A 24,539-nucleotide genomic window follows, 5' to 3' on the forward strand; every position below is an offset into this window, starting at 1 on the left:
GGCCCAGCGAACGTCAACCATTCTGCGCAAATCCCGCCGCCGATTCCATGTCCACCGCGACGATCCGCGACACGCCCTGCTCCTGCATCGTCACACCGATCAATTGCTGCGCCATTTCCATCGCAATCTTGTTGTGCGAAATAAACAAGAACTGCGTCTTGGCCGACATCGCGCGAACGAGGTTGGCGAAGCGTTCGGTATTGGCGTCGTCGAGCGGCGCGTCCACTTCGTCCAGCAGACAGAACGGCGCCGGATTCAACTGGAACATCGCGAACACGAGCGCCGTTGCGGTGAGCGCTTTCTCGCCGCCGGACAACAGGTGAATAGTCGAATTCTTCTTGCCGGGCGGCTGCGCCATCACCTGAACACCGGCGTCGAGAATTTCGTCGCCGGTCATGATGAGTTTGGCCTGACCACCACCGAACAGTCGCGGGAACAGTTCGCCGAAGTGTTTGTTCACTTCGTCGAACGTGTCTTGCAGCAGTGCGCGTGTTTCCTGATCGATCTTGGCGATGGCATCTTCCAGCGTGCCGATGGCGTCGTTCAGATCGGCCGATTGCGCGTCAAGGAAGTGTTTGCGTTCGGTGGCCGCCGCGAGTTCTTCGAGCGCAGCCATGTTGACGGGACCGAGCGCAGTGATCGCATTGTTCAGGCGCGTGACTTCGCCTTGCAGATACGACGGCTTCATATCCGGCGTGAGTTTGGCCTGCAATTCGGCCTCGTCCACACCCGCCGCCTGCAACTGTTCGACGAACTGTTCGCCACTGATCCGCGCGGCCTGTTCCTTCAACTGCAATTCGTTGATCTTGTCGCGCAGCGGTTGCAGCGAGCGTTCGGCCAGCAAACGCTGCTCGTCCGACTGACGCAAACGCGCGGTCAGATCGTCCAGTTCGACGCGCGCCACATGCAGCGATTCTTCCCGTGCCGCGCGCACTTCGAGCGCATCCTGCAAGCCGGTTTGCGCGGTCTGCTCGTTGATGGTTTCGAGTTCCGCGCGCGCATCTTCGAGCGCGCCCGCGATGCGCTCGCTCTGGTCGTGCGCCGTATCGATATTGCGCTTGTACTCTTCGATCTTCGCGGCAAGGCCACGCGCGGCGAAATTCGCATCGCTGGCGGCGCGTTCGAGTTCGCGCAGTTCGTGACGCGCGCCCGTCAATTCCTCATCGAGTGATTCGAACGCAAGCTGGTTATCTTCGAAGCGCGCCTGCAATTGCGCGATATCGGCATCGTGACGCTCGAATGCGGCTTCGGATTCGGCACGCAGCGCGCGCTGTTCCTCGACCTGCGCGGCGATCTCTTCGAGTTCCTCGCCGATCTGCGTATTGCGCTGCGTATAGCGTTCGTGTGCCTGCGCGAGCTTGAGCACATCCATCTGTAAGGCGTGGACGCGTTGCGTGGCGCGTTCGGCAGTGCCGCGCGCATCGGTGAGCACTTGCGATGCTTGTGTGTGCGCGGCATCGGCGCGAACGGCGGCGGCCTTGGCTTCATCGGACAGCAAAGCCTGCGCGCGCACTTGCTTCTGCAAGTTGTCGATTTCCTGCGCCCGAGCCAGCATGCCCGACTGCTCGGAATCGGCCGCGTAAAGCTGCACGCCCACACGCGTGACGACGTGTCCCGCCTTCACAACGAACGCGCCGCCATCCGGCAACTGCGTACGCGATGCCAGTGCCTGCGCGAGATCGTCGGCGACGTAGACCTGGCCGAGCCAGTCGTTCAGCACGGCACGCAAACCCGGATCGTCGATCTTCACCAGCGACAGCAGCGTGCGCAAACCTTGCGGCGTCTCCAGCGGCTTGCCCGCGACGGGCGGCGAATAGAACGCGAGCTTGGCGGGCGGCGCGTCGGACGCGAAAGCTTTGACCCAGTCGAGATTCGAAACTTCCAGCCCGTTCAGACGCTCGCGCAACACCGACTCCAGCGCCGCCTCCCAACCCGCTTCGACATGCAGCTTCTTCCACAGACGCGGCAGCGCGCCGAGTTCATGTTTGTCGAGCCACGGCTGAATTTTGCCTTCGGTCTGGACGCTTTCCTGAAGCGCCTTCAGCGCGGTCAGACGCGCTTCGAGCTGATGGATCTGCGCGCTTTCCTTCTGCACGCGCTCCTGCGCCGCGCGACGTTCGCCGTCCAGACGCGGCACGGTTTCCTGCGCATCGGAAAGACGCGCCTGCGCTTCGCTCAGAATTTCTTCGTGCTCGGCAAGCTGCATACGTAGCTCTTCGAGCTGCACTTCATCCGGCGCATCGAGACCGCTTGCTTCGTTCTTCAAACGCTCCTGACGCTGCTGCAGTTGCTGAAGCTGCTGATCCGCGTTGCGCTGATGCGCCGCTTCCAGCTTCAACGCCTGCTCTGCCTGCGCGATACCCGCACGCTCCTCGTTCAGCTTCGCTTGCGCATCGCGATAACGGGCTTCGAGTGCGGGCAGCGCATCATGTTTCGCAGCCGCATTCTCTTGCGCGATCGCGGCCTTTTCCTCGCCTTCGGCCAGTGCTTCGGAGGCCGTTTCGATTTCCTCGTGCGCCTTCTGCGCCTGCGCATTCCACTGCTCGCGCTGCGCCGTCAGCGCCGCGATCTGCGCCTGCACACGATTGCGCGATTCGACGATAAAACGAATCTCCGCTTCCAGCCGGCTCACTTCGGCATTCGCTTCGTACAACGCGCCTTGCGCGCCCTGCATGGCATCGCTTGCGCTGTAATGGGCGACGCGCAGCGTTTCCAGTTGCGCTTCCACCTCACGCAGACGCGCGGTCTGCGCTTCGAGTTCGATCTGCGCTTCACGAATGGCGCGCTGCTGGCGCTCGGCTTCATTGCCCGCTTCGTTCTTGCGCAGCAGCCACAACAGGCGCTGCTTCTCTTCGCCTTCGGCCTGCAAATCCTTGTATTTGGTCGCGACCACCGCCTGCGCTTCGAGCTTCTCCAGATTCGTCGATAGTTCGCGGACGATATCTTCCACGCGCGTCAGATTCTCACGCGTATCGTGCAGACGGTTTTCGGTTTCGCGCCGCCGTTCCTTATATTTCGATACCCCCGCGGCCTCTTCGAGAAACACGCGCAGCTCTTCCGGCTTCGCCTCGATGATCCGCGCGATCATGCCCTGCCCGATGATCGCGTACGCACGCGGCCCGAGACCGGTGCCCAGGAAAATGTCCTGAATGTCGCGGCGTCGCGCGGGCAGATTGTTGATGTAATAGCTCGATGTGCCATCGCGCGTCAGCACGCGCTTCACGGCGATCTCGCCGTAAGCGCTCCACTGACCGGCGGCGCGGCCATCGGCGTTATCGAAAATAAGTTCGACGCTTGCGCGGCTGCCGGGCTTGCGCGCCGTCGAGCCGTTGAAGATCACGTCCTGCATCGACTCGCCGCGCAGTTCCGAGGCGCGCGATTCGCCGAGCACCCAGCGCACGGCATCGATGATGTTTGACTTGCCGCAGCCATTCGGTCCGACCACGCCGACGAGCTGGCCGGGAACCTGAAAATGCGTGGGATCGACGAAGGACTTGAAGCCAGCGAGTTTTATCGAGGTCAGACGCACGGCGATATCGCTGTTGGAAGTGAATTACGAAGGATGAATAGCAGACGAGCCGCAGTGCGGCCCGTCAATCATGTTCTACCGCTTATATCTTGAACGGCATCATACCATCGCACGTCTCGATTTCTTTTTGCTTTCCGGCTCATCGTTCGATTGAGCCGCAGACGCCGCCGTCTGTCGATGCACCCACGCCGACAACACGCACGCCGCCACAATGCACGCACCACCCGCCCACTCGCGCGGACCCGGCACTTCGCCCGCGAACAGCCACGACGACAGGGCCGTCACCACGAGTTCGAACAACATGATGATCGATGCCCGATTGGCCGGTACGCGCGCCAATCCGATCTGCACGATCATATTGTTGGTCGCGAGCACCACGCCCAAACCGATCACGATAAACGCCACTGTGCCGAGTTGCGACGCGCCCGGAGGCGTGGGCATCGGCTCGAACAGCGTCACGATGGATGCGACGATCGCGGAGCCGCCGAAGATCACGGCGGTGCGCATCTCGGCTTTCATCGCAGGCAATTCGCGCGAGATACGCACGACCAGCACGTTGCTCATCGCGAAGCCCATGCCGCCCATCAGACCGGCCCATTCGGCGAGATCGGCGGGTAAAGGAAGGCCGAGTTCGGGCGACCACAGCATGGTCACCGCGCCCGCGAGCGAAAGCAGCGATAGCAACGCATCGGCGCGCGCGAGGCGATCGCGCAGGATGAAGTGCGCGAAGATCGCGGTCCACGCAGGCGTGAGATAGAACAGCAGGAGCACGCGCATCACCTGACCGTGGATCGCGCCCCACACGAAGCCGATACTCGTCACGCCCGCCGCCAGCCCGAGCGCGATCAACAAGCGATGCGGTGTGATCGACGGAATCGAGCGTCGCTTCCAGACGAGCATAAAGAGACAGGCCGCGCCGCTGGTGGCGGCGCTCGCGGCCGTGCCGCTCAGGCCCATTGCGGCGAGCATGCGCATGGGATACCACACCACGCCCCACACCGATGCGCCCAGCATGATCGCGAGCGTCGGCAATGCCTGTTCGAAGCGGTTGCTCACCGCGTGTCTCCCATCTTTGGTTTCAGCTTATTCATTCGATATTTCGTCCTTCGTGTTGCTCACCGGCCCGCGCGGGAATTTTGAGACTGCGCGCTATAATCGACGGCTTATCGCGCGATTTTTCGACGTTTTGCGCTGATGCATGACAAAAGCGGCGCAACGTTCTGCCTGTTCATCGATTACCGGTCACGCCGTGAATCCACTTCTCAAGAAACTTCAGCCGTACCCATTCGAAAAGCTGCGCCTGCTGTTCAAGGGCATCACGCCGCGCGCGGATTTTTCGCCGATCAGCTTCGGCATCGGCGAGCCGAAACATCCGACGCCCGCGCTGATTCGCGATGCCGTCATTAACGCGCTCGACGGCATGGCGAGCTATCCGGCCACGCTCGGCAGCGAGCCGCTGCGCGAGGCGATCGCGACGTGGGTGAAGCAGCGTTACGGCCTGCCATCGGTCGATCCGTTGACGGAAGTGCTGCCGGTCGCGGGTTCGCGCGAAGCCTTGTTCGCGCTGGCGCAGACCGTTATCGACAGCAGCAAGTCGGATGCGGCGGAACCGCCCATCGTACTCTGTCCGAACCCGTTCTATCAAATCTACGAAGGCGCGGCGTACCTCGCGGGCGCGGAGCCTTACTTCGTCAATAGCGATCCATCGCGCAACTTCGCCTGCGATTATTCGGCGGTGCCGGAGCACATCTGGGCGCGCACGCAATTGCTCTACGTGTGCTCGCCGGGCAACCCGACCGGCGCGGTGCTCACGCTCGACAACTGGCGCGAACTGTTCGCGTTGTCGGACAAGCACGGCTTCGTGATCGCGTCCGACGAATGCTATTCCGAGATTTATTTCGATGAAGCCACGCCTCCGCTCGGCGGACTCGAAGCGGCCAAACTGCTCGGGCGCGGCTTCGATCGGCTGATCATGCTGTCGAGCCTGTCGAAGCGATCGAACGTGCCGGGCATGCGCTCCGGTTTCGTCGCGGGCGATGCGGCGATCCTGAAAGACTTCCTGCTGTATCGCACGTATCACGGCGCAGCGCTCTCGACGGTGTTTCAGCGTGCGAGCGTCGTCGCATGGCAGGACGAAACGCACGTACGCGAGAACCGCGCGAAGTACGTGAAGAAGTTCGAAACGGTCACGCCGATGCTCGCCGAAGTCCTCGACGTGCGTCTGCCCGATGCCGCGTTCTATCTCTGGGCCAACGTTTCGGGCACCGGACTCACCGATACCGAGTTCGCCGCCCGCCTGTACGCCGACTATAATGTGACGGTTCTGCCCGGCTCCTTTCTCGCGCGTCAGGCGCACGGCAGCAATCCCGGCGAAGGCTTCGTGCGCATTGCGCTCGTGGCTGAAACCGAGGAATGCGTCGAAGGGGCGCGTCGCATCGTCGAATTCTGCCGCACGCTCACGAAGTAAGAGCGCTGCCGATCATCTCTCCATCTTTGAAGCCAACTATGTCGCAACAACTCCAGAGCATCATCGATCAGGCGTGGGAAGACCGCGCGAATCTGTCCGCCAAGGCCGCGCCCGCCGAAGTCCGCGATGCGGTCGCGCATGCCATCGAGCAACTCGACAAAGGCCAGATGCGCGTCGCGGAAAAGCGTGACGGCGAATGGGTCGTCAATCAATGGCTGAAGAAGGCCGTGCTGCTGTCGTTCCGTCTGGAAGACAATGCGCCGATGCCCGCTGGCGGCTACTCCCAGTTCTACGACAAGGTGCCCTCGAAGTTCGCCAACTACACCGCTGAAGATTTCGCGGCGGGCGGCTTCCGCGTGGTGCCGCCGGCGATTGCGCGTCGCGGATCGTTCATCGCGAAGAACGTGGTGCTGATGCCTTCGTACACCAATATCGGCGCTTATGTCGATGAAGGCTCGATGGTCGATACGTGGGCCACCGTCGGTTCGTGCGCGCAGATCGGCAAGAACGTGCACTTGTCGGGCGGCGTGGGCATCGGCGGCGTGCTGGAGCCGTTGCAGGCCAATCCGGTCATCATCGAAGACAACTGCTTTATCGGCGCGCGCTCGGAAGTGGTGGAAGGCGTGATCGTCGAAGAAAACTCGGTTATTTCGATGGGCGTGTATCTGGGTCAATCGACCAAGATTTACGACCGCGAAACCGGTGAAGTCACGTATGGCCGCATTCCGGCAGGCTCGGTGGTGGTCGCGGGCAATCTGCCTTCGAAGGACGGTTCGCACAGCCTGTACTGCGCGGCCATCGTCAAGAAGGTCGATGCCAAGACCCGCGCGAAGGTCGGCCTGAACGAACTGCTGCGAGGCGACTGAACGTGGCGCGCGGCTCTACCCCGACGACCGTCGTGTACGGCATTCCGAACTGCGACAGCGTGAAAAAAGCGCGCGTGTGGCTGGAAGAACACGGCGTGCCGTTCGAGTTTCACGACTTCAAGAAGGCTGGCGTGAATCAGCAACTGGTTCAGGACTGGCTGAAAGACGTGCCGCTGGATCAGCTTATCAACAAGCGCGGCACGACGTGGCGCGGTCTGTCCGACGTCCACAAGGCCGAAGCCGACACGACTTCCGGCGCGATCGCGTTGATGATCCACAAGCCGTCGATCATCAAGCGGCCGGTGGTGGTCGTGAACGGCCGCGTGAAGTCGCTCGGGTTTTCGGCCGAGCAGTACGAAACGATCTTCGCCTGAGTCGCGGCGATGGCTGTTGATCCGACGGTCATCGCAAGCACTTTGAAAAAGCCGGCCCGCGTGCCGGCATTTTTTATCGCAGTGGAAAAACTATGTCCGGCACCCTTTCTCTTACCGAAGCGCTGATCGAACGCGCATCCGTCACGCCCGACGATCAGGCTTGCCAATCGCTGATGATCGAGCGCCTCGCGCGCATCGGCTTCGAATGCGAAACGATTGAATCGGGCGGCGTCACCAATCTGTGGGCCGTCAAGCGCGGCACCGACGGCGATGCGGCCAAACTGCTCGCCTTCGCCGGACACACCGACGTGGTTCCCACCGGCCCGCTCGAACAATGGACCTCGCCGCCGTTCACGCCGACGCATCGCGAAGGCAAGCTGTATGGGCGCGGCGCGGCGGATATGAAGGCATCGCTGGCGGCGTTCGTGGTGTCGAGCGAAGAGTTCGTCGCGGCGAATCCGCAGCATCGCGGCAGCATCGCGTTTCTGATCACGAGCGATGAAGAAGGCCCCGCCACCGATGGCACCATCAAGGTCGTCGAAGCGCTTCAGGCGCGCGGCACGCGGCTGGATTACTGCATTGTCGGGGAACCGACTTCGAGCGTGACGCTCGGCGATATGGTCAAGAACGGCCGTCGCGGTTCCATGACCGGCAAGCTCGTCGTCAAGGGCGTGCAGGGGCATATCGCGTATCCGCATCTGGCGAAGAATCCGGTGCATCTGCTCGCGCCCGCACTGGCCGATCTCGTCGCCGAAAAATGGGACGATGGCAACGAATATTTCCCGCCGACCACCTGGCAGGTGTCGAACCTGCACTCGGGCACGGGCGCGACCAATATCATTCCCGGCCACGCCGATCTGATGTTCAACTTTCGCTTCTCGACCGCGAGCACGGTGGAAAGTCTGCAAAGCCGCGTGCACGCCATTCTCGACAAGCACAAGCTGGACTACGATCTGAAGTGGATCGTCAGCGGACTGCCGTTTCTGACGCCGCGCGGCGCGCTGTCGGAGGCGCTAGAAAAGGCCATCCGCGATGAAACCGGCGTGCAGACCGAACTGTCCACGACGGGCGGCACATCGGATGGCCGCTTTATTGCGCGCATCTGCGATCAGGTTGTGGAATTTGGTCCGCCGAACGGCACGATCCACAAGATCGACGAACATGTCGAAGTGCGATTTATCGAGCCGCTGAAGAATGTGTATCGACGCGTGCTCGAACAATTGATCGCCTGACTTCAACCGACAACTTCGATAAATACAAGGAGCCTTCGATGGCGCTGCCCTTTTCCACCGTGCGCGACCTGCTGCGCTTCGGCGTCTCGCGCTTCACGCAAGCCGGTCTTTCGTTCGGCCACGGCTCGTCCAATGCCTATGACGAAGCCGCGTATCTGATCCTGCATACGCTGCATCTGCCGCTCGACACGCTCGAACCGTTCATGGACGCGCGCCTGCTCGACGACGAAATCGATGCCGTCATGAAAGTGATCGAGCGCCGCGCAACCGAGCGCGTGCCGGCCGCGTACATCACGCACGAAGCGTGGATGCACGGCCATCGCTTTTATGTCGATGAACGCGTGATCGTGCCGCGTTCGTTTATCGGCGAATTGTTGCAGGATGGCTTGCAGCCGTATGTGGCCGATCCGGATCACGTTTCGCGCGTGCTCGAACTGTGCACCGGCTCCGGGTGTCTGGCGATTCTCGCCGCGCAAGCCTTCGAGAACGCCGATATCGACGCCGTCGATATTTCCGCCGATGCGCTGGCAGTGGCGCGCCGCAATGTCGATGATTACGAGCTGGACGAGCGCGTGAAGCTGTACGAAGGCGACCTGTACGCGCCGCTGCCGACCACGAAGTACGAGGTCATCATCACCAATCCGCCGTATGTGAACGCGGGCGCGATGCAGGCCTTGCCGGAAGAATATCGCCATGAGCCGGAACTGGCGCTCGCGGGCGGCGCGGATGGCATGGACGTGGTGCGGCGCATCGTGCGTGAAGCGGGCAAGTGGCTGACGGAGGACGGCGTGCTGGTGGTCGAAATCGGCAACGAGCGCGCGAATGTGGAAGCGGCCTTCGGCGGTCTCGATCTCGTGTGGCTCTCGACCAGCGCGGGCGACGACAACGTGTTCCTGATTCAAGCCGCCGACTTGCCCGGCTAAGCCGGATAACGTCACAACTCGTCTCCTGAAACGCCGCGACCGCAATGGTTCGGTAATATGACGGATCGATGTCCGCGGCTTGTGCGTCGCGGACACATTCCAACTCCGATCGCGTCATATGCAAGCATCAGACTGGCTCCACGTCGGCACGCTCGTGATGGCCGCGCACGTGCTCGGCGTGATCGCCGCCATTCACGCCATCATCAATACGCGCACTTCGCAGGGCGCGGTCGCGTGGGCGGTATCGCTCGTCGCGATGCCCTACTTCACGCTCATTCCGTATCTGTTCCTCGGGCGCAGCAAGTTCGCCGGTTATATCGATGAACGGCGGCTCGAACTCGAAATCCTGCGCAATCGCTCGAAGCCCGCCGAATGGGATTCGACCGCCCGCAGCGATACCGCTTTAGTCGATGCCTCCGGCGCGCGCGGCGAGCTTGCGCCGGGACCGGCCGCGTATCTCGGCAATCCGACCATCCGCACCTTGCAACGGCTCTCGGGCATGCCGTTTCTGCGCGGCAATTCCGTGCGCGTGCTTGTCAATGGCGATGCTACTTTCCACGCCATTCTCGAAGCCATCGAAGCGGCTGAGCATTACGTGGTCGTGCAGTTCTTTATCGTGCGGGCGGATTCTTTAGGCGAACTGCTGAAGGAGCGGCTGATCGAGCGCGCGAAAGCGGGCGTGCGGGTCTATTTTCTCTACGACAGCATCGGCAGTTTCGACTTGCCGCATCGCTATGTGAACGCGTTGCGCGCGGGTGGCGTCGAGGCGCATCCGTTCGCGGCCAAACGCAAATTCGTGCACCGGTTTCAAATCAACTTCCGGAATCATCGGAAGATCGTGGTGGTGGATGGCAAGCGCGCGTTTATCGGCGGGCATAACGTGGGCGTCGAATATCTCGGCGGCAATCCGCGCCTTTCACCGTGGCGCGACACGCATGTGGAAGTGCGCGGACCGGCCATTGCGAGCATTCAGTTCGTCTTCACCGAAGACTGGTATTGGGCGACGCAACGCCTGCCCGAACTCGGTCCCGCACCGCATTCCGACGAGAACATGCACTGCATGGTGCTGTCCAGCGGCCCCGCCGATAAACAGGAAACCTGCTCGCTGTTTTTCGTCGAGGCGATCAACGCGGCGCGCGAGCGTATCTGGATCACGTCGCCGTATCTGATTCCCGATGAAGCCGTGTTCTCCGCGTTGCGTCTCGCCGTGATGCGCGGCGTGGATGTGCGTCTGCTGATTCCGAGCCGCCGCGATCATCGCGTGGTGTTCGCGGCGTCGAAGTTGTACGCGTATGACCTCGTTCAGGCTGGCGTGCGTATCTTCCGCTACAAGCCGGGTTTTCTGCATCAGAAAGTCGTCCTCGTCGATGACATCGCCGCGTCCGTCGGCAGCGCGAATCTCGACAATCGCTCGTTCCGGCTGAACTTCGAGATCACCGTGCTGACCGTCGATCGAGACTTCGCGCGCGAAGTGGAAGCGATGCTGCTTGCCGACTTCGCGCAGTCCTTCGAGATCGATCGCGAAGACTATCGCGGCGCGTCCTTCTTCCGCCGCATGGCGATGCACGTCGCCCGCCTCTTCTCGCCGATTCTCTAACCGCGTTCAGAGCAGCTTTTCGATGTCATCCACAATCGCGTCGGGCTTGGTGGTCGGCGCGTAACGCCTGACCACCTGACCGTTTCGATCGACCAGAAACTTGGTGAAATTCCACTTGATGGCTTCGATGCCGAGCATGCCCGGCTCCTTGTCCTTCAGAAACTTGTAGAGCGGATGCGCGTTCGCGCCATTGACTTCGATCTTGGCGAACATCGGAAACGTCACGCCGAAATTCTTCTCACAAAAGCTGCCGATCTGCGCCGAATCGCCCGGTTCCTGCTTGCCGAACTGATTGCACGGAAAGCCGAGCACGTCGAAGCCGCGCGCTGCGAACTGCGTGTACAACTCCTGCAAGCCTTTGTATTGCGGCGTGAATCCGCATTCGCTCGCCACGTTGACGATCAGCACGACCTTGTCGCGGAAGGCGTCGAGACTGACGGTTTTGCCATCGAGTGATTCGGCCGTGAAGCCGTAGATGCTGTCGGGATTCGCGCTCATGCTCGCTCCGGTTCGAAAAAAAGCATCGTACCGCCGCGCACGATACTCCGCCATTAGCCGAACGGACGATCCCTGCGCGGCAATCGGTCCGGTCTAAAATAGCGCTTTCCCTCCGAACCAGCGCACGACGTGATCCGCTTCAACCAGTTCAGCCTGTCCCGCGGCACCAAGCCGCTTTTCGAAGACACCAGCTTCACGCTCAATCCGGGCGAGAAAGCCGGTCTCGTCGGCGCGAACGGCGCGGGCAAATCGACGCTCTTTTCCGTGCTGCGCAACGAATTGCACGCGGACGGCGGCGATTTTTCGATGCCACCGTCGTGGCGCATCGCGCATGTCGCGCAGGAAACGCCGGCGGTGGATCGCACGGCGCTCGACTACACGCTCGACGGCGATACGCATCTGCGCGCCATCGAAGCACGCATCGCGCACGCATCCGCCGCGCACGACGGCGCCGCCGAAGCCGAAGCCCACGCCGCTTTCGCCGATGCCGACGGCTACACCGCGCCCGCGCGCGCCGAAACGCTGCTGCTCGGTTTGGGCTTCACGCTCGAACAAACGCGCGAGCCGGTCACGAGCTTTTCGGGCGGCTGGCGCATGCGCCTGAATCTCGCGCAGGCGCTGATGTGCCCGTCCGACTTGCTGCTGCTCGACGAACCGACCAACCACCTGGACCTCGACGCGATCGTCTGGCTCGAAGATTGGCTCGGGCGCTATCCCGGCACGCTGGTGGTGATTTCGCACGATCGCGAGTTTCTCGATGCAATCTGCAATGTCACGCTGCATCTGGAAAATCGGACGGTCAAACGCTACGGCGGCAACTACAGCCAGTTCGAAATCACGCGCGCGCAGCAAATCGCTTTGCAGCAGAGCGCGTATGAGAAGCAGCAGCGTACGGTCGCTCATCTGCAAAGCTTTATCGACCGGTTCAAGGCGAAGGCGACCAAGGCCAAGCAGGCGCAAAGCCGCGTGAAGGCACTGGAAAAGATGGAGCTGATCGCACCCGCGCACGCGACTTCGCCGTTTACTTTCGAGTTCCGCGAACCCGACGCCGCACCTAATCCGATGATGGTGATGGAAGGCGTGCGCTGCGGCTATCACGCTGACGATGGACGCGAAATTCCGATCGTCGAAGGCGTGACCTTGTCGATTCAGAACGGCCAGCGGATCGGATTGCTGGGCGCGAACGGTCAAGGTAAATCCACGCTTATCAAGACGCTGGCGCACACGCTGGATTCGCTGTCGGGCACGGTGCGTCAGGGCAAGGGCTTGCAAATCGGCTATTTCGCGCAGCATCAACTGGAAACGCTGCGTCCCGACGATTCCGCGCTTCAGCATCTCGCGCGCCTCGCGCCGGACACGCGCGAACAGGAATTGCGCGATTTCCTCGGCAGTTTCAACTTCTCCGGCGAGATGGCGACCGCGAAGATCGCGCCTTTCTCCGGCGGCGAAAAGGCGCGGCTGGCACTCGCGCTCATCATCTGGCAGAAGCCGAATCTGCTGCTGCTCGATGAGCCGACCAATCACCTCGACCTCGAAACCCGTCACGCGCTGACGATGGCGCTCGCGCAGTTCGAAGGCACGCTGATTCTGGTGTCGCACGACCGGCATCTGCTGCGCGCGACCACGGACACGTTCATGCTGGTGGCGAAACATCGCCTGAATCCGTTCGATGGCGACCTCGACGATTATCGCGACTGGCTGCTGCAACACGCTGCCGAAACGCGTGCGGCAGCGAAGGAAGCGGCCAGCGATTCCTCCGCGGTCGATGCCGGAATCAATCGCAAGGATCAGCGGCGTTTGGATGCGCAGGAACGGCAGAAGCTTTCGCATCTGAAGAAGCCGTTGCAGACGCGTATCGCGAAAATCGAAAAGGAGATGGAGAAGCTGAACGCGGAGAAATCCGCGCTCGATGCCTTCGTCGCCGACCCCGCGAGTTACGAAGCCGCGCAGAAGTCGAAGCTGACTGAGACGATTCGTCGTCAGGGTGAAGTCAACGCGCGGCTCGAAACGCTCGAAATGGAATGGCTCGAAACGCACGAAGAACTGGAGCAGATCGGTTGACGACGCACGCCCTCTCCGGCCTGCGCGTGCTCGATCTGACGCGCCTGCTGCCCGGTCCGGTCGCCACGCTGCGGCTCGCGGAACTCGGCGCGGACGTGCTCAAGATCGAAGCGCCCGGTGAAGGCGATTACGCGCGCACCATGTTGCAAAGCGAAGCCGACAAGCTCAGCGATACACCGAGCGCGTTTTATCGGATCGTCAATCGCGGCAAGCGGTCGATGACGCTGGATCTGAAGTCGGAGCAAGGCCGCGCGCAATTGGTCGAGCTCGCGCGCGATGCGGATTTGCTGGTCGAGAGCTTTCGGCCTTCGGTGATGGCGCGGCTGGGTGTCGGTTACCACGTGCTGCGCGCGGTGAACCCGAAGCTGGTTTATTGCGCGATTACGGGCTTTGGTGACGAAGGGCCGTTCGCTGAGAAAGCAGGCCACGATCTGAACTACATCGCGTATTCGGGCGTGCTCGATCAACTCGCCGCGCGCGACGGCACACCGATCGCGCCGAATTTTCAGTTGGCCGATTTGCTCGGCGGCGCATTGGCCGCGGTGATGGAAATGCTCGCCGCGCTATGGCATGTCGCGCGTGGCGGCGACGGGCGCTCTCTCAATGTATCGATGACGCATGCGGTGCACGCGCACAACGTCATGGCGCATATCGCACTGGAAAACGGCGATCACGGCAGCACGCGTGCAGGCGCGGGAATGCTGAATGGCGGCGTGCCCTGCTACGACGTGTATCGCACGAAGGATGATCGGTTTATCGCGGTGGGCGCGTTGGAGCACAAATTCTGGCGAACGCTATGCGACGCGCTGGGACGCCCCGAATGGGCCGCGCGCCACTGGACGCTCGGACAAGCGATCGGCGGCGACGATGCCGCGCAACTCTCGGCACAACTCGCCGCGATCATCCGCGAGCGCACGCGCGACGAATGGGTCGCGCTGCTCGAACCGCTGGATTGCTGCGTAGCACCCGTGCTTACGCCGGCCGAAGCCGCGCAGCACCCGCTATTTCAGCGACGCGGCAAAGTCTGACGCGGCTGACGTTCGTCATCGATCAGCACGTGTTTGCGTCCTTCCACATGATGTCGAATGGTCGCAACGACTTCGTCTTCCGTCACATCCGCCGATACGACGCGGCGCGAAATCTGCCCTTCCCCGTCGATCCATTCCACGATGCGGCATCCGCTGCCCCAGGGCTGCTGGAGCGGCGCGGACACGCGGCATCCGCGTAAATGGAACGCGGGCATTTGCCGGCTTGATTTGGCTTGTTTCAAAGCGTGGTCCTCTCGATCCGTCTGATCACTGCGCCTGTCTGAGAGCCTCGGCACAGTTGACCAGTTCCGTAGCGATGAAAGGATAAGAAAACGACGCCTTAATTGGGTTACATTGCGCAACGCGATTTTTACGACCGATTACGAAGGGTCCGATCCGCCTAGCGTCTTTATTCCAATTCACGCACGCGATCGATCGCTTCCTCGATCCGATCCACCGCGATCACGTTCAGCCCGTCGATTGGTTGTTTCGGCGCGTTGGCCTTCGGAATCAGCGCGACCGAAAAGCCCAGCTTCGCCGCTTCCTTCAGCCGATCCTGCCCACGCGGCGACGGCCGAATCTCGCCCGCCAGCCCGACTTCGCCAAAAGTGATGAGCCCTTTGGGCAGCGGCTTGTTGCGCATCGACGAATGGATGGCGAGCAGCACGGCCAGATCGGCGGCCGGTTCGGTGATCTTCACGCCGCCCACTGCGTTGAGAAACACGTCCTGATCGAAGCACGCGATGCCCGCATGCCGATGCAGCACCGCCAGCAACAAGGCCAGCCGGTTTTGCTCGAGACCGACCGCGAGCCGGCGCGGATTGGGCACATGGGCCGTATCGACGAGTGCTTGTACTTCGACCAGCAAAGGCCGCGAGCCTTCCTGCGTAACCAATACGCACGAACCCGCGACGCTCTGTTCGTGTTGCGATAGAAACAGCGCCGATGGATTCGCCACACCGCGCAAACCCTTCTCCGTCATGGCGAACACGCCGAGTTCATTGACCGCGCCGAAGCGGTTCTTGAACGCGCGCACGAGGCGAAACGACGAGTGCGTATCCCCTTCGAAGTACAGCACGGTATCCACTATATGCTCCAGCACACGCGGCCCCGCGAGGCTGCCTTCTTTCGTCACGTGACCGACCATGATGATCGACGTGCCCGTCTGCTTGGCGATGCGCGTGAGTTGCGCCGCGCACTCCCGCACCTGCGCGACCGAACCGGGCGCGGACGTCAGTGCTTCTGAGTAGATGGTCTGGATCGAGTCGATAACGGCGACTTCGGGCCGCTGTTCGTCGATCGTCGCCTGAATCTTTTCGAGCTGGATTTCCGCCAGCAGCGCCAGTTCCGCCGCGCCGCCGATCAATCCGAGCCGTTGTGCCCGCAATGCGATCTGCGCGCCGGACTCCTCGCCGCTCACATACAGCGCGGGCCGGTCACGCGCGATCTCCGCGAGCGATTGCAACAACAAGGTCGATTTGCCGATACCCGGATCGCCACCGATCAGCACCACGCCGCCCGGCACCAGCCCGCCGCCCAGCACGCGATCGAATTCGCCGACGCCGGTGGTAAAGCGCGGCACATCCGCCGCTTCGATATCGGCCAGTTTCTGCACCGACGAACTCTTGGCCAGCGCCTGAAAGCGATGCGCCGAAGGCGCCTGCTCCACCGATTCGATCAGCGTATTCCACGCATGACACGCGACACACTGGCCGGTCCACTTGGGCGACTGCGCGCCACATTCACTACAGACGAACAACGTCTTTGCTTTCGCTGCTTTTGCCACGTATTGGTATTGCCTTGGTTAGTTTTGTTGTTCGTTATTCGGCGCGCACCGGCACGCGCTGCGCAATCGCGCACATCAGCTCGTAGCCGATCGTGCCGCAGGACAGCGCTACATCGTCGATGGGCAGATTCGCGCCCCACAGTTCCACGCGCGTGCCCATGCCCGCATTCGGGCACGGCGTCAGATCGACGGTGAGCATATCCATCGACACGCGGCCGACGAGTTTCGTACGCACGCCATCGACGATAACCGGCGTGCCTTCGGGTGCGACGCGCGGATAACCGTCCGCATAACCGCACGCGACCACGCCGATCTTGATCGGCTTGCCCGCCGTATAAGTCGATCCATAGCCAATGCTGTGCCCCGCTTCCACCGTCTGCACCGCGATGATCTCGGAATGCAGCGTCATGGCGGGCTTCAACCCCGTATCGGCAATATCGGCGGTCACGCCCGACGGCGACGCGCCATAAAGAATGATGCCGGGCCGCACCCAGTCGAAATGCGCGTCCTGATGCCACAGCACCGCCGCCGAGTTCGACAGGCTGCGCGCACCTGCAATCCCTTCCGCGCCCCGCTCAAACGCCGCAAGTTGATGCGCGATGCCACGTTCGCTATCGGCATCCGAAAAATGGGTCATGAGCGTAATCTGACCGATGCCCTGACACGCCCGCGCCCGCTCCCACGCCGCACGGTACTTCTCCGGCGTGTATCCGAGCCGGTTCATGCCGCTGTTCATCTTCAACTGGATATTCACCGGTTTGGACAGCCGCGCCATTTCCAGCATGCGCAATTGCTCGTCGCAATGGACCGCCGTGGTGAGGCTGTAGCGGTCGATCACGTCGATATCGGTTGGACGGAAAAAGCCTTCGAGCAGAAGAATCGGGCCGGCCCAGCCCAATTCACGCAACTTCGCGGCTTCTTCGAGGTCGAGAAGACCGAAGCCGTCCGTTGCACGTAATCCGGGGAACGCTCGCGCAAGTCCGTGGCCATACGCATTGGCTTTGACGACGGCCCAGATCTTGGACTTCGGCGCGTATTTGCGCGCGACCGACAGATTGTTAGCGAGTGCGGCAGTGTGAATGGTGGCGGAAAGGGGGCGAGGCATGAGCGTTTGGTGGAAAAACCGTTACAGCGGACCGTCGGAATCAGTAAAACGAGGCCTTCGGAGACGCCTTGTGAATCAGTATCTTATGAGGAAAATCTTGCACGATCGTGTGTTTTCTCGCGCGGTCGAGAATACTGCTAGTCAGAATGCGCCTATTTTCGTGTTATAAAGCCGTGCGCACAACCCATTTCGAACGGCATAAGCCCGGATGCAAGACAGGCGGCACAGCAAGCATCCGGGGCGGATCACCCGCAGTGAGGAAAGCTTCGGATCAGATGAAAAAAGGTTTTTACACCATCATGGCCGCGCAGTTTTTCTCATCGCTGGCCGATAACGCGCTCCTGATCGCTGCTATTGCACTGCTGAAAGATCTTCACGCCCCGAATTGGATGACGCCGCTGCTGAAGTTGTTCTTCGTGCTGTCGTACGTCATTCTCGCGGCCTTCGTCGGCGCTTTCGCAGATTCCCGGCCCAAGGGTCACGTGATGTTCGTGACCAATTCCATCAAGGTGGTCGGCTGCATCACCATGCTGTTCGGCGCGCATCCGTTGCTGGCGTACGGCATCGTCGGATTCGGCGCGGCGGCATATTCGCCTGCCAAATACGGGATTCTCACCGAGCTTCTGCCGCCTGAACGGCTGGTTGCGGCGAACGGGTGGATTGAAGGGACTACAGTCGGTTCGATCATTCTCGGCACGGTGATGGGCGGCGCGCTGATCAGTCCGCATATCGCCAGTCATTTGCTGTCGCTGAACATTCCGCGCATTCACACGCCGTCCGAAGCCGCGATGCTCGTCATCATGGCGATGTACGTGGTCGCCGCGATCTTCAACCTGCGCATTCCGGACACCGGCGCGCGTTATCCGAAGCAGGAAACGCGGCCCATCAAACTCATCACCGATTTCGCCGATTGCTTTCTCGTGCTCTGGCGCGACAAGCTCGGCCAGATTTCGCTCGCCGTGACCACGCTGTTCTGGGGCGCGGGCGCGACGCTGCAATTCATCGTGCTCAAGTGGGCGGAAGTGTCGCTCGGCATGACGCTGTCGCAGGCGGCGATTCTGCAGGCCGTGATCGCGGTCGGCGTGGCCGTGGGCGCGGTGCTCGCGGCGGCGCGCGTGCCGCTCAAGCGGTCGCTGTCCGTGTTGCCCGTGGGCATCATGATGGGAATCGCGGTGATGTTGATGGCGTTCTATACGCGGCATCTGTTTCCGGCGCATTGGGGCGTCTACGTCGGCAAACTGCATTTCCCCGGCTATCTGCTGATTGCCTATCTGTTCCTGATGGTCGTCGGCGGACTGTCCGGCTTCTTCGTCGTGCCGATGAACGCGCTGCTTCAGCATCGCGGGCATGTGTTGCTTTCGGCGGGTCATTCCATCGCCGTGCAGAATTTCAACGAAAATCTGTCCGTGCTGATCATGCTGTGCCTCTACGCCGTGCTCGTCTGGCTGGATATGCCGATCCAGTTCGTCATCGTCATGTTCGGCTCCTTCGTGTGCCTGATGATGTACTTCGTCATGCGCCGCCATCAGGCCAATCAGCGCGCGTTCGATTCGGTCGCGCTGATTGGCGAGGCGCATCACTGATCGCTTAATGCGGGTATTGGCTGCTTCTGGGCACGTTTCCGTTCCGGATGGGCTAAGATTTTTTGATGATTCCATCCGCCGATCTCTACTCTTTCGTCACGCGCGTGCGCACTCAAGCGCCGCTCGTGCATTGCCTGACGAATCTCGTCGTCACTAATTTCACGGCGAACGTACTGCTCGCCGTAGGCGCTGCGCCCGCGATGGTCGTCGCGCGCGAGGAAGTCGGCGAATTCGCGCCGATTGCGAGCGCGTTGTCGGTGAATCTCGGCACGCTCGATCTGCCGCAAGCGCACGCCATCCGTGCCGCCGTCGATGCCGCCAACGGCGCACACAAGCCGTGGATACTCGATCCCGTCGCGGTCGGCCCGCTCGCCTTCCGCACCGAATTCGCGTTCGATCTACTCGATGCGAAACCTTCGGTGATACGCGGAAACGCATCGGAGATCATCAGCTTGTCGGGCGGCGCGGCCAGCGGGCGCGGCGTGGACAGCACCGCCGCCACCGATGCCGCGCTCGACGCCGCGCAAGTGCTCGCGCTGAAAACGCAGGCCGTGGTCGCGGTCACCGGCCCGACCGATTACATCACCGATGGCCGCCGCACGATCGCGCTCTCCAACGGATCGCCCTTGATGACGCGCGTGACGGGCGTCGGCTGCGCGTTATCGGCGACGGTCGCGGCGTTCGTCGGCACGGCGGCATCGCGCGATGAATACTGGAGCGCGACGGTCGCCGCCATCGCGTATTCGACTATCGCCGGCGAACTCGCCGCGCGCGATGCCGCGCTGCCCGGTTCCTTCGCGGTCGCTTATCTCGACCGGCTGGCATCCGTCGATGAAGCCGCGTTCGAGAAAACGCTCGTGCAACGGGACGTTGCCTGACATGCGCACATCGTTCGATCTTTCGCTTTATCTCGTGCTCGATCCGGTTCAATGCGGCGGGCACGATGCGGCCATCGCGGTTGCGCGAAACGCGCTCGAAGGCGGCGCGACGCTCGTGCAACTGCGCGCGCCGGAATGGCACAAGCGCGCGTGGTTCGATCTCGCGCGTGAGGTGCTGCCGATTGCGCGGGCGCATCGTGTGCCCTTCGTCATCAACGATCACATCGATGTCGCGCTTGCGGTCGGCGCGGACGGCGTGCATGTCGGCCAACGCGATTTATCCGTCGATATCGCGCGTCGGCTGCTCGGGCCGGATGCGCTGATCGGCCTGTCCGTTTCGACGCTCGATGAAACCGAAGCGGCCGATCAGCTCGATGGCATCGTCGATTATCTCGGCGCGGGTCCGGTCTACGCGACGCCGACCAAGTCGGATGCGTCGACGCCCATTGGTATCGACGGACTGGCTTCGATCGTGCGGCGCGCGCGTTTTCCGACCGTAGCGATCGGCGGCATCCAGTCGCACAACGCCGCCGACGTGCTGCGCGCGAAGCCCGCCGGTCTTGCCGTCGTTTCCGCCATCTGTAAATCTCCGAATCCGCGCGATGCCGCCGCGTCGCTCGCCGCGACCATCGCGCAATCCCGAACCTGACCGATCCATGACCTCCATTCCCAACGTGCTCACCATCGCCGGTTCCGATTCGGGCGGTGGCGCGGGCATTCAGGCGGACCTCAAGGCGTTCTCCGCGCTCGGCGCGTACGGCGCGAGTGTCATCACGGCGCTGACCGCGCAGAACACGCGCGGCGTAACGGCCGTGCACGCGCCCGAACCCGCGTTCATCACCGCGCAACTCGACGCCGTGTTCGACGATATTCGTATCGATGCCGTGAAGATCGGCATGCTGGCGAACGCGGGCATCGTGCGCGCCGTGGCGGAAGCGCTGCGGCGGTATCGGCCCGCGCATATCGTGCTGGACACGGTGATGATTTCGAAAAGCAATCACGCGTTGCTGGCACCGGAAGCCGTCGCTGCCTTGCGCGATGAACTGCTGCCGCTCGCCACGCTCGTCACGCCGAATCTGCCCGAAGCGGCGGCCTTGCTCGGCACTCAATCCGCCGCCGATGAAGACGCGATGGTGCGTCAGGGCGAAGCCTTGCGTGCGCTCGGTGCAAAGGCCGTGCTCGTGAAAGGCGGGCATCTCGCCTCGTCGGATAGTCCGGACTGGCTGATCGAAGATGGCGGCGCGCTCAGGCTGGGCGGCGCGCGCGTGCCGCTGCCGAATACGCATGGCACGGGCTGCACGTTGTCATCGGCGATTGCGGCGCTGATTCCGCAGAGCGGCGATCTCGCCACGGCAACCGCCGAGGCCAAGCGCTATCTGACCGGCGCGATCGAAGCGAGTGCGCGTTTGCAAGTCGGCAGCGGCGTCGGGCCGGTGCACCACTTTTTCAGGTGGTGGTGAGCGCGGCGGCTGCATAGGCGCGCGCGCGTTCCGGCCAGTCGTCCGGCACGATAAAACCGCGCGATTCTTCGGACCAGCGGTTCTCGTCGCCGTCGCGTTGGTAGACGGCGACCATCGTCGGCAACACGCTTTCGGCAAGGCGCGCGCTCAATAAAGGCGCGTCGTCGATCAAGCGTTCCGCGTCCTTCGCATCGATCGATCGCGACGCCAGCCACGCCATGCGCGGCTGCACGACCCACGCGCGCTTCTGCTCGCGTCGCGTCGTGACATCATGCGACGCGCGCCATTCCGATGCCGTCATCCACCAGCCGCGCAGATGATCGCCGCCGAGTTCGGGCGCGGGTTCGGTGTGAGCATCGTGATAGAAAAGCCGGCCTTTCATGTAGAGCTGCGCGCGCCAGGGGCCGGCGAGATCGAGCGCATCGAATTCGGGACGCGTGGTCATCGACATTTGATGCGTGAGCAGGCGCGCGTGCTTCACATCGAAGCGATCCTGAAGATTCGGCCCCACGTAGTCCGACAAGCGCGCCGCCTGCCTGACACCATCGCCGATATGCAGATAGAACTTGACCGCGAGTTCCCAATGCAGACGCGCGCCGTCGTTCGATTCCAGCAAAAAATCGCATTCGCCGATGGTGCGCTTGCCCTGCCGCAGCGGCACATTCGCTGCCAGCAGCCGCAGCGACGGCCCGTTGGCGAGGAAAAATTCGAGCAGGCTTTCGGCGTAGATGCCCAGACGCGTCGATTTGGGATTGCGGACGCGCGCGTGGAGCGCATCGGGCATGGCGTCGAGAGCGTGGAGCCAGGTGAGCGCGGCGTCGCGAGCGGTGTCATCGGCGAAGGGATGCGCGAGCGGCATGCCAGCACGATCCGCGCGCAGCAAGTCCGGCGCGAACAGCAACCAGGCCAGGTCTCGCACGGTGACGTCCTCGAAACGATCGACGATCCGCGCGAGTCCGGTCATCAGCGCGCGCCCTTTCCTTTGCCCTGTTCCGCCGATGGCTCGACGCCGAGCGCGCTGAGCGCATCGCGATAAGCGCCGCGCGCGAGGCACAGATCGGCCCATGCCTTGGCTTTTTCCGGCAGGCTGCGCAGCAAGTACGCCGGGTGATACGTGACCACCACCGGCACGCCGCGATACTCGTGCACGCGGCCGCGCATCGACGAAATGCTGGCTTCGTTTTTCAGCAGGCTTTGCGCCGCGAAACGGCCGAGCGCGACGATCACCTTCGGCTTCACCAGTTCGACTTGCCGTTGCAGATACGGCTCGCAACGCGCGATTTCATCGAGATCGGGATTGCGGTTGCCGGGCGGGCGGCACTTGATCACGTTGGCGATATACACGTTCGATTCGCGCGACAGCCCGAGCGCACGCAGCATGTTGTCGAGCAGCTTGCCCGCTTGTCCGACGAACGGTTCGCCCTGCTTGTCCTCGTTCTCGCCGGGCGCTTCACCGATTAGCATCCAATCCGCTTCGCGGTCACCGACACCGAACACCGTGTTCGTGCGGCGCTCGCACAAGCGGCATTGCTCGCAAGTCGATACGCGTGCGGCGAGTGCGTCCCAGTCGAGCGTGTGGACGTCAGACGGCGCGGCCATCGCCGGTTCGATTTGAAGCGGGGCTTCGTCGGTCCAGGGAAGATCGTCGTAGGCTTCGAAGGGCGGCGTGTCGAGGTCGGATGCGGGCTTTGGCGTTGGCTGCGGCGTTTCGACCGCAGAAGGCTCCGCAACTTCAGCGACAGGCGCTACAGCTTCCACCTTCACATCGGCGACGACTTCGCGCGCCACGCCACGCCGAACCCAGACCGGCCCGATCCCCAACTCTTCCACCAGCATGTCATCGAGCGCCATGCGCACTCTCCTTCGAAAACGTCAGACGCATGACGATTGCGTCCTCGCGCATGCGATGCCGCGCGGGGTAATAGTTCTTGCGACGCCCGATGGCCTCAAAGCCGAATCGTTCATAAAGCTGGATGGCGCGCGGATTCGACGGCCGCACTTCGAGCAACACGCCTTCGAGCCGTTCCGATCGCGCGATCCGCACCGCTTCACGCAGCAAAGTCAGCCCCGCGCCCGCACGCTGCGCGGCAGGCGCGACGCATAAGTTCAGCAAGTGCATTTCATCGACGACCGGCATCAACACGCAATAGCCGATCAGCGTGCCCGTCACATGACGCAAGCACACGCCGTAATAACCGTTGCGCAGCGAATCCTGAAAGTTGCCACGGCTCCACGGAAACTCATAGGCGAGCTTTTCGACGGCGGCGACTTCGTCGAGATCGGTTTCGGTCATCGGCGTGAGATACCGATCCGCGAGCAGCACGCCGCTCACCGAGTCGCCTCCTCGCGGGCCTGCATGCGTTCGGCGGTGGTCTGAGCGACCTTGTTGCGGATGTATTCCGGCGCGGCCAGTTCGGGCGCGACCGCGTGTCCCGCCCGCAGCACGCGCAAGCCGACCAGCGCGACCGGCAACGCGTGCGGCAGCGCTTCATGATCGACGACGGATGCTGCAGCAGCCACCGGCAAGCGATCGCCGAATGCGGCGGCGGCGTTGCCTGCGAGCACGAACGGCGCATCGGGCAAAGGCAACGCGCCCGGCGCATCAAGCGATGCGGGATGCAGTGTGCGCCACTCGCCCTGAGCATCGTCGGCATCGTCGAAGAGATAGTCGGCCCAGTAGACCTCGTCCATGCGAGCGTCCAGCGCAACCAACACGCGCGCCGGCAGCGATGCGTCATGCAGACGCGCAGCTTCGGCGCACGCGAGCAGCGTGCTCACGGGCACCACCGGCACGTTCAGCCCGAAGGCCAGACCTTGCGCGACGCCCGTCGCGGTGCGCAAGCCGGTGAACGAGCCCGGACCCGCGCCGAACGCGATGGCGTCGCAATCGGCGAGGACGAGACCGGCGGTATCGAACAGTTCGCGCACCATCGGCAGAACGCGTGCGCTCGATACCGCGCCAGTCGCTTCATGGCGGAACCAGACGCGGATCGGCCCGCTCTCGTACTGAGGCGCGGAAGACGGCGGTGCGGAGACGGAATCGGCGAGCAGGAGCGCGGCGGAGCAGAACTCCGTCGAGGTATCGAGGGCGAGCAGAACGGTGCGTGTCATAGCGCGTATTGTAATGCGGGACCCGCCCTGCTTTGACGCCG

22 protein-coding genes are annotated in these 24,539 nt (G+C 62.6%); 12 read left to right on the top strand and 10 right to left on the bottom strand.

All coding sequences use genetic code 11. The features are described from left to right. Positions 1-13: 13 nt before the first annotated feature. Together smc and P7F28_RS05250 are read right to left on the bottom strand one after the other, a co-directional pair. Entirely contained in the window at positions 14-3,529 is a 3,516-nt protein-coding gene (gene smc / locus P7F28_RS05245; protein ID WP_277183377.1) for a chromosome segregation protein SMC, read from the bottom strand. 99 nt (positions 3,530-3,628) lie between these two features. Continuing rightward, complete coding sequence (locus P7F28_RS05250; protein WP_277183518.1) at positions 3,629-4,543, bottom strand: DMT family transporter; 915 nt, start codon at positions 4,541-4,543, stop codon at positions 3,629-3,631. 235 nt (positions 4,544-4,778) lie between these two features. Here P7F28_RS05250 and dapC point away from each other — a divergent pair, with 235 nt between their 5' ends. The 6 genes from dapC (at position 4,779) to cls (ending at position 10,988) form a co-directional block, all read left to right on the top strand. Then, positions 4,779-5,996 carry a succinyldiaminopimelate transaminase gene (gene dapC / locus P7F28_RS05255; RefSeq protein ID WP_277183378.1) on the top strand — a complete coding sequence of 406 codons (1,218 nt, stop codon included), beginning with the start codon at positions 4,779-4,781 and terminating at the stop codon, positions 5,994-5,996. Between the two features lie 38 nt (positions 5,997-6,034). Beyond that, positions 6,035-6,862, top strand: a complete 828-nt coding sequence (gene dapD / locus P7F28_RS05260) for a 2,3,4,5-tetrahydropyridine-2,6-dicarboxylate N-succinyltransferase (protein ID WP_277183379.1) — start codon at positions 6,035-6,037, stop codon at positions 6,860-6,862. 2 nt (positions 6,863-6,864) lie between these two features. Further along, positions 6,865-7,236 (top strand): ArsC family reductase, encoded by a 372-nt coding sequence (locus tag P7F28_RS05265; protein WP_277183380.1) that lies wholly within the window; start codon positions 6,865-6,867, stop codon positions 7,234-7,236. A 92-nt stretch (positions 7,237-7,328) separates the two neighbouring features. Beyond that, positions 7,329-8,468 (top strand): succinyl-diaminopimelate desuccinylase, encoded by a 1,140-nt coding sequence (gene dapE / locus P7F28_RS05270; RefSeq protein ID WP_277183381.1) that lies wholly within the window; start codon positions 7,329-7,331, stop codon positions 8,466-8,468. Positions 8,469-8,506: 38 nt separating this feature from the next. After that, positions 8,507-9,391, top strand: coding sequence for a 50S ribosomal protein L3 N(5)-glutamine methyltransferase (gene prmB / locus P7F28_RS05275; protein ID WP_277183382.1), 885 nt, complete (start codon positions 8,507-8,509; stop codon positions 9,389-9,391). Between the two features lie 118 nt (positions 9,392-9,509). Continuing rightward, positions 9,510-10,988, top strand: a complete 1,479-nt coding sequence (gene cls, locus P7F28_RS05280; protein ID WP_277183383.1) for a cardiolipin synthase — start codon at positions 9,510-9,512, stop codon at positions 10,986-10,988. Between the two features lie 6 nt (positions 10,989-10,994). Here the strand turns inward: cls and P7F28_RS05285 are convergent, their stop codons facing one another. After that, positions 10,995-11,486, bottom strand: a complete 492-nt coding sequence (locus P7F28_RS05285; protein WP_277183384.1) for a glutathione peroxidase — start codon at positions 11,484-11,486, stop codon at positions 10,995-10,997. Between the two features lie 129 nt (positions 11,487-11,615). Here P7F28_RS05285 and P7F28_RS05290 point away from each other — a divergent pair, with 129 nt between their 5' ends. Together P7F28_RS05290 and P7F28_RS05295 are read left to right on the top strand one after the other, a co-directional pair. Next, complete coding sequence (locus tag P7F28_RS05290) at positions 11,616-13,547, top strand: ATP-binding cassette domain-containing protein (protein WP_277183385.1); 1,932 nt, start codon at positions 11,616-11,618, stop codon at positions 13,545-13,547. Next, positions 13,544-14,575: a CaiB/BaiF CoA-transferase family protein gene (locus tag P7F28_RS05295; RefSeq protein WP_277183386.1), complete on the top strand. Its 1,032-nt coding sequence runs from the start codon at positions 13,544-13,546 to the stop codon at positions 14,573-14,575. The genes P7F28_RS05290 and P7F28_RS05295 overlap by 4 nt, the downstream gene beginning before the upstream one ends. Here the strand turns inward: P7F28_RS05295 and P7F28_RS05300 are convergent. From P7F28_RS05300 to alr, 3 genes are all read right to left on the bottom strand, one after another. Continuing rightward, on the bottom strand, positions 14,554-14,790 hold the full coding sequence (locus tag P7F28_RS05300; RefSeq protein WP_277183387.1) for a DUF2866 domain-containing protein: 237 nt from the start codon (positions 14,788-14,790) through the stop codon (positions 14,554-14,556). The genes P7F28_RS05295 and P7F28_RS05300 overlap by 22 nt on opposite strands. Positions 14,791-14,984: 194 nt before the next feature. Continuing rightward, a complete protein-coding gene (radA, locus tag P7F28_RS05305; RefSeq protein ID WP_277183388.1) occupies positions 14,985-16,361 on the bottom strand; it encodes a DNA repair protein RadA in 1,377 nt (458 codons plus the stop codon). 34 nt (positions 16,362-16,395) lie between these two features. Then, entirely contained in the window at positions 16,396-17,466 is a 1,071-nt protein-coding gene (alr, locus tag P7F28_RS05310) for an alanine racemase (protein WP_277183389.1), read from the bottom strand. 275 nt (positions 17,467-17,741) lie between these two features. On the opposite strand from alr, the gene lplT reads away from it, so the two are divergent. The 4 genes from lplT to thiD all read left to right on the top strand — a co-directional run bounded on the left by lplT (position 17,742) and on the right by thiD (position 21,387). Next, entirely contained in the window at positions 17,742-19,049 is a 1,308-nt protein-coding gene (lplT, locus tag P7F28_RS05315; protein ID WP_277183390.1) for a lysophospholipid transporter LplT, read from the top strand. 68 nt (positions 19,050-19,117) lie between these two features. Next, complete coding sequence (gene thiM, locus P7F28_RS05320) at positions 19,118-19,927, top strand: hydroxyethylthiazole kinase (RefSeq protein WP_277183519.1); 810 nt, start codon at positions 19,118-19,120, stop codon at positions 19,925-19,927. 1 nt (position 19,928) lies between these two features. Further along, on the top strand, positions 19,929-20,576 hold the full coding sequence (gene thiE / locus P7F28_RS05325; RefSeq protein ID WP_277183391.1) for a thiamine phosphate synthase: 648 nt from the start codon (positions 19,929-19,931) through the stop codon (positions 20,574-20,576). 7 nt (positions 20,577-20,583) lie between these two features. Continuing rightward, positions 20,584-21,387 carry a bifunctional hydroxymethylpyrimidine kinase/phosphomethylpyrimidine kinase gene (gene thiD, locus P7F28_RS05330; RefSeq protein WP_277183392.1) on the top strand — a complete coding sequence of 268 codons (804 nt, stop codon included), beginning with the start codon at positions 20,584-20,586 and terminating at the stop codon, positions 21,385-21,387. Here thiD and P7F28_RS05335 read toward each other — a convergent pair. Genes P7F28_RS05335 through tsaB form a run of 4 tightly spaced genes read right to left on the bottom strand, consistent with a single transcriptional unit; the run spans position 21,374 to position 24,498 of the window. Beyond that, the gene (locus P7F28_RS05335) at positions 21,374-22,351 is read right to left on the bottom strand and encodes a DUF1853 family protein (RefSeq protein WP_277183393.1); all 978 of its coding nucleotides are present in this window, start codon (positions 22,349-22,351) and stop codon (positions 21,374-21,376) included. The genes thiD and P7F28_RS05335 overlap by 14 nt on opposite strands. Then, positions 22,351-23,238, bottom strand: a complete 888-nt coding sequence (locus P7F28_RS05340) for a uracil-DNA glycosylase (protein WP_277183394.1) — start codon at positions 23,236-23,238, stop codon at positions 22,351-22,353. The genes P7F28_RS05335 and P7F28_RS05340 overlap by 1 nt, the downstream gene beginning before the upstream one ends. Further along, positions 23,225-23,719 (bottom strand): ribosomal protein S18-alanine N-acetyltransferase, encoded by a 495-nt coding sequence (gene rimI, locus P7F28_RS05345; RefSeq protein WP_277183395.1) that lies wholly within the window; start codon positions 23,717-23,719, stop codon positions 23,225-23,227. Before rimI ends, P7F28_RS05340 begins: the two co-directional genes overlap by 14 nt. Beyond that, complete coding sequence (gene tsaB / locus P7F28_RS05350) at positions 23,716-24,498, bottom strand: tRNA (adenosine(37)-N6)-threonylcarbamoyltransferase complex dimerization subunit type 1 TsaB (RefSeq protein ID WP_277183396.1); 783 nt, start codon at positions 24,496-24,498, stop codon at positions 23,716-23,718. Before tsaB ends, rimI begins: the two co-directional genes overlap by 4 nt. Between the last annotated feature and the right edge of the window lie 41 nt (positions 24,499-24,539).

The organism is Caballeronia sp. BR00000012568055 (assembly GCF_029439455.1).
GTDB lineage: Bacteria > Pseudomonadota > Gammaproteobacteria > Burkholderiales > Burkholderiaceae > Caballeronia.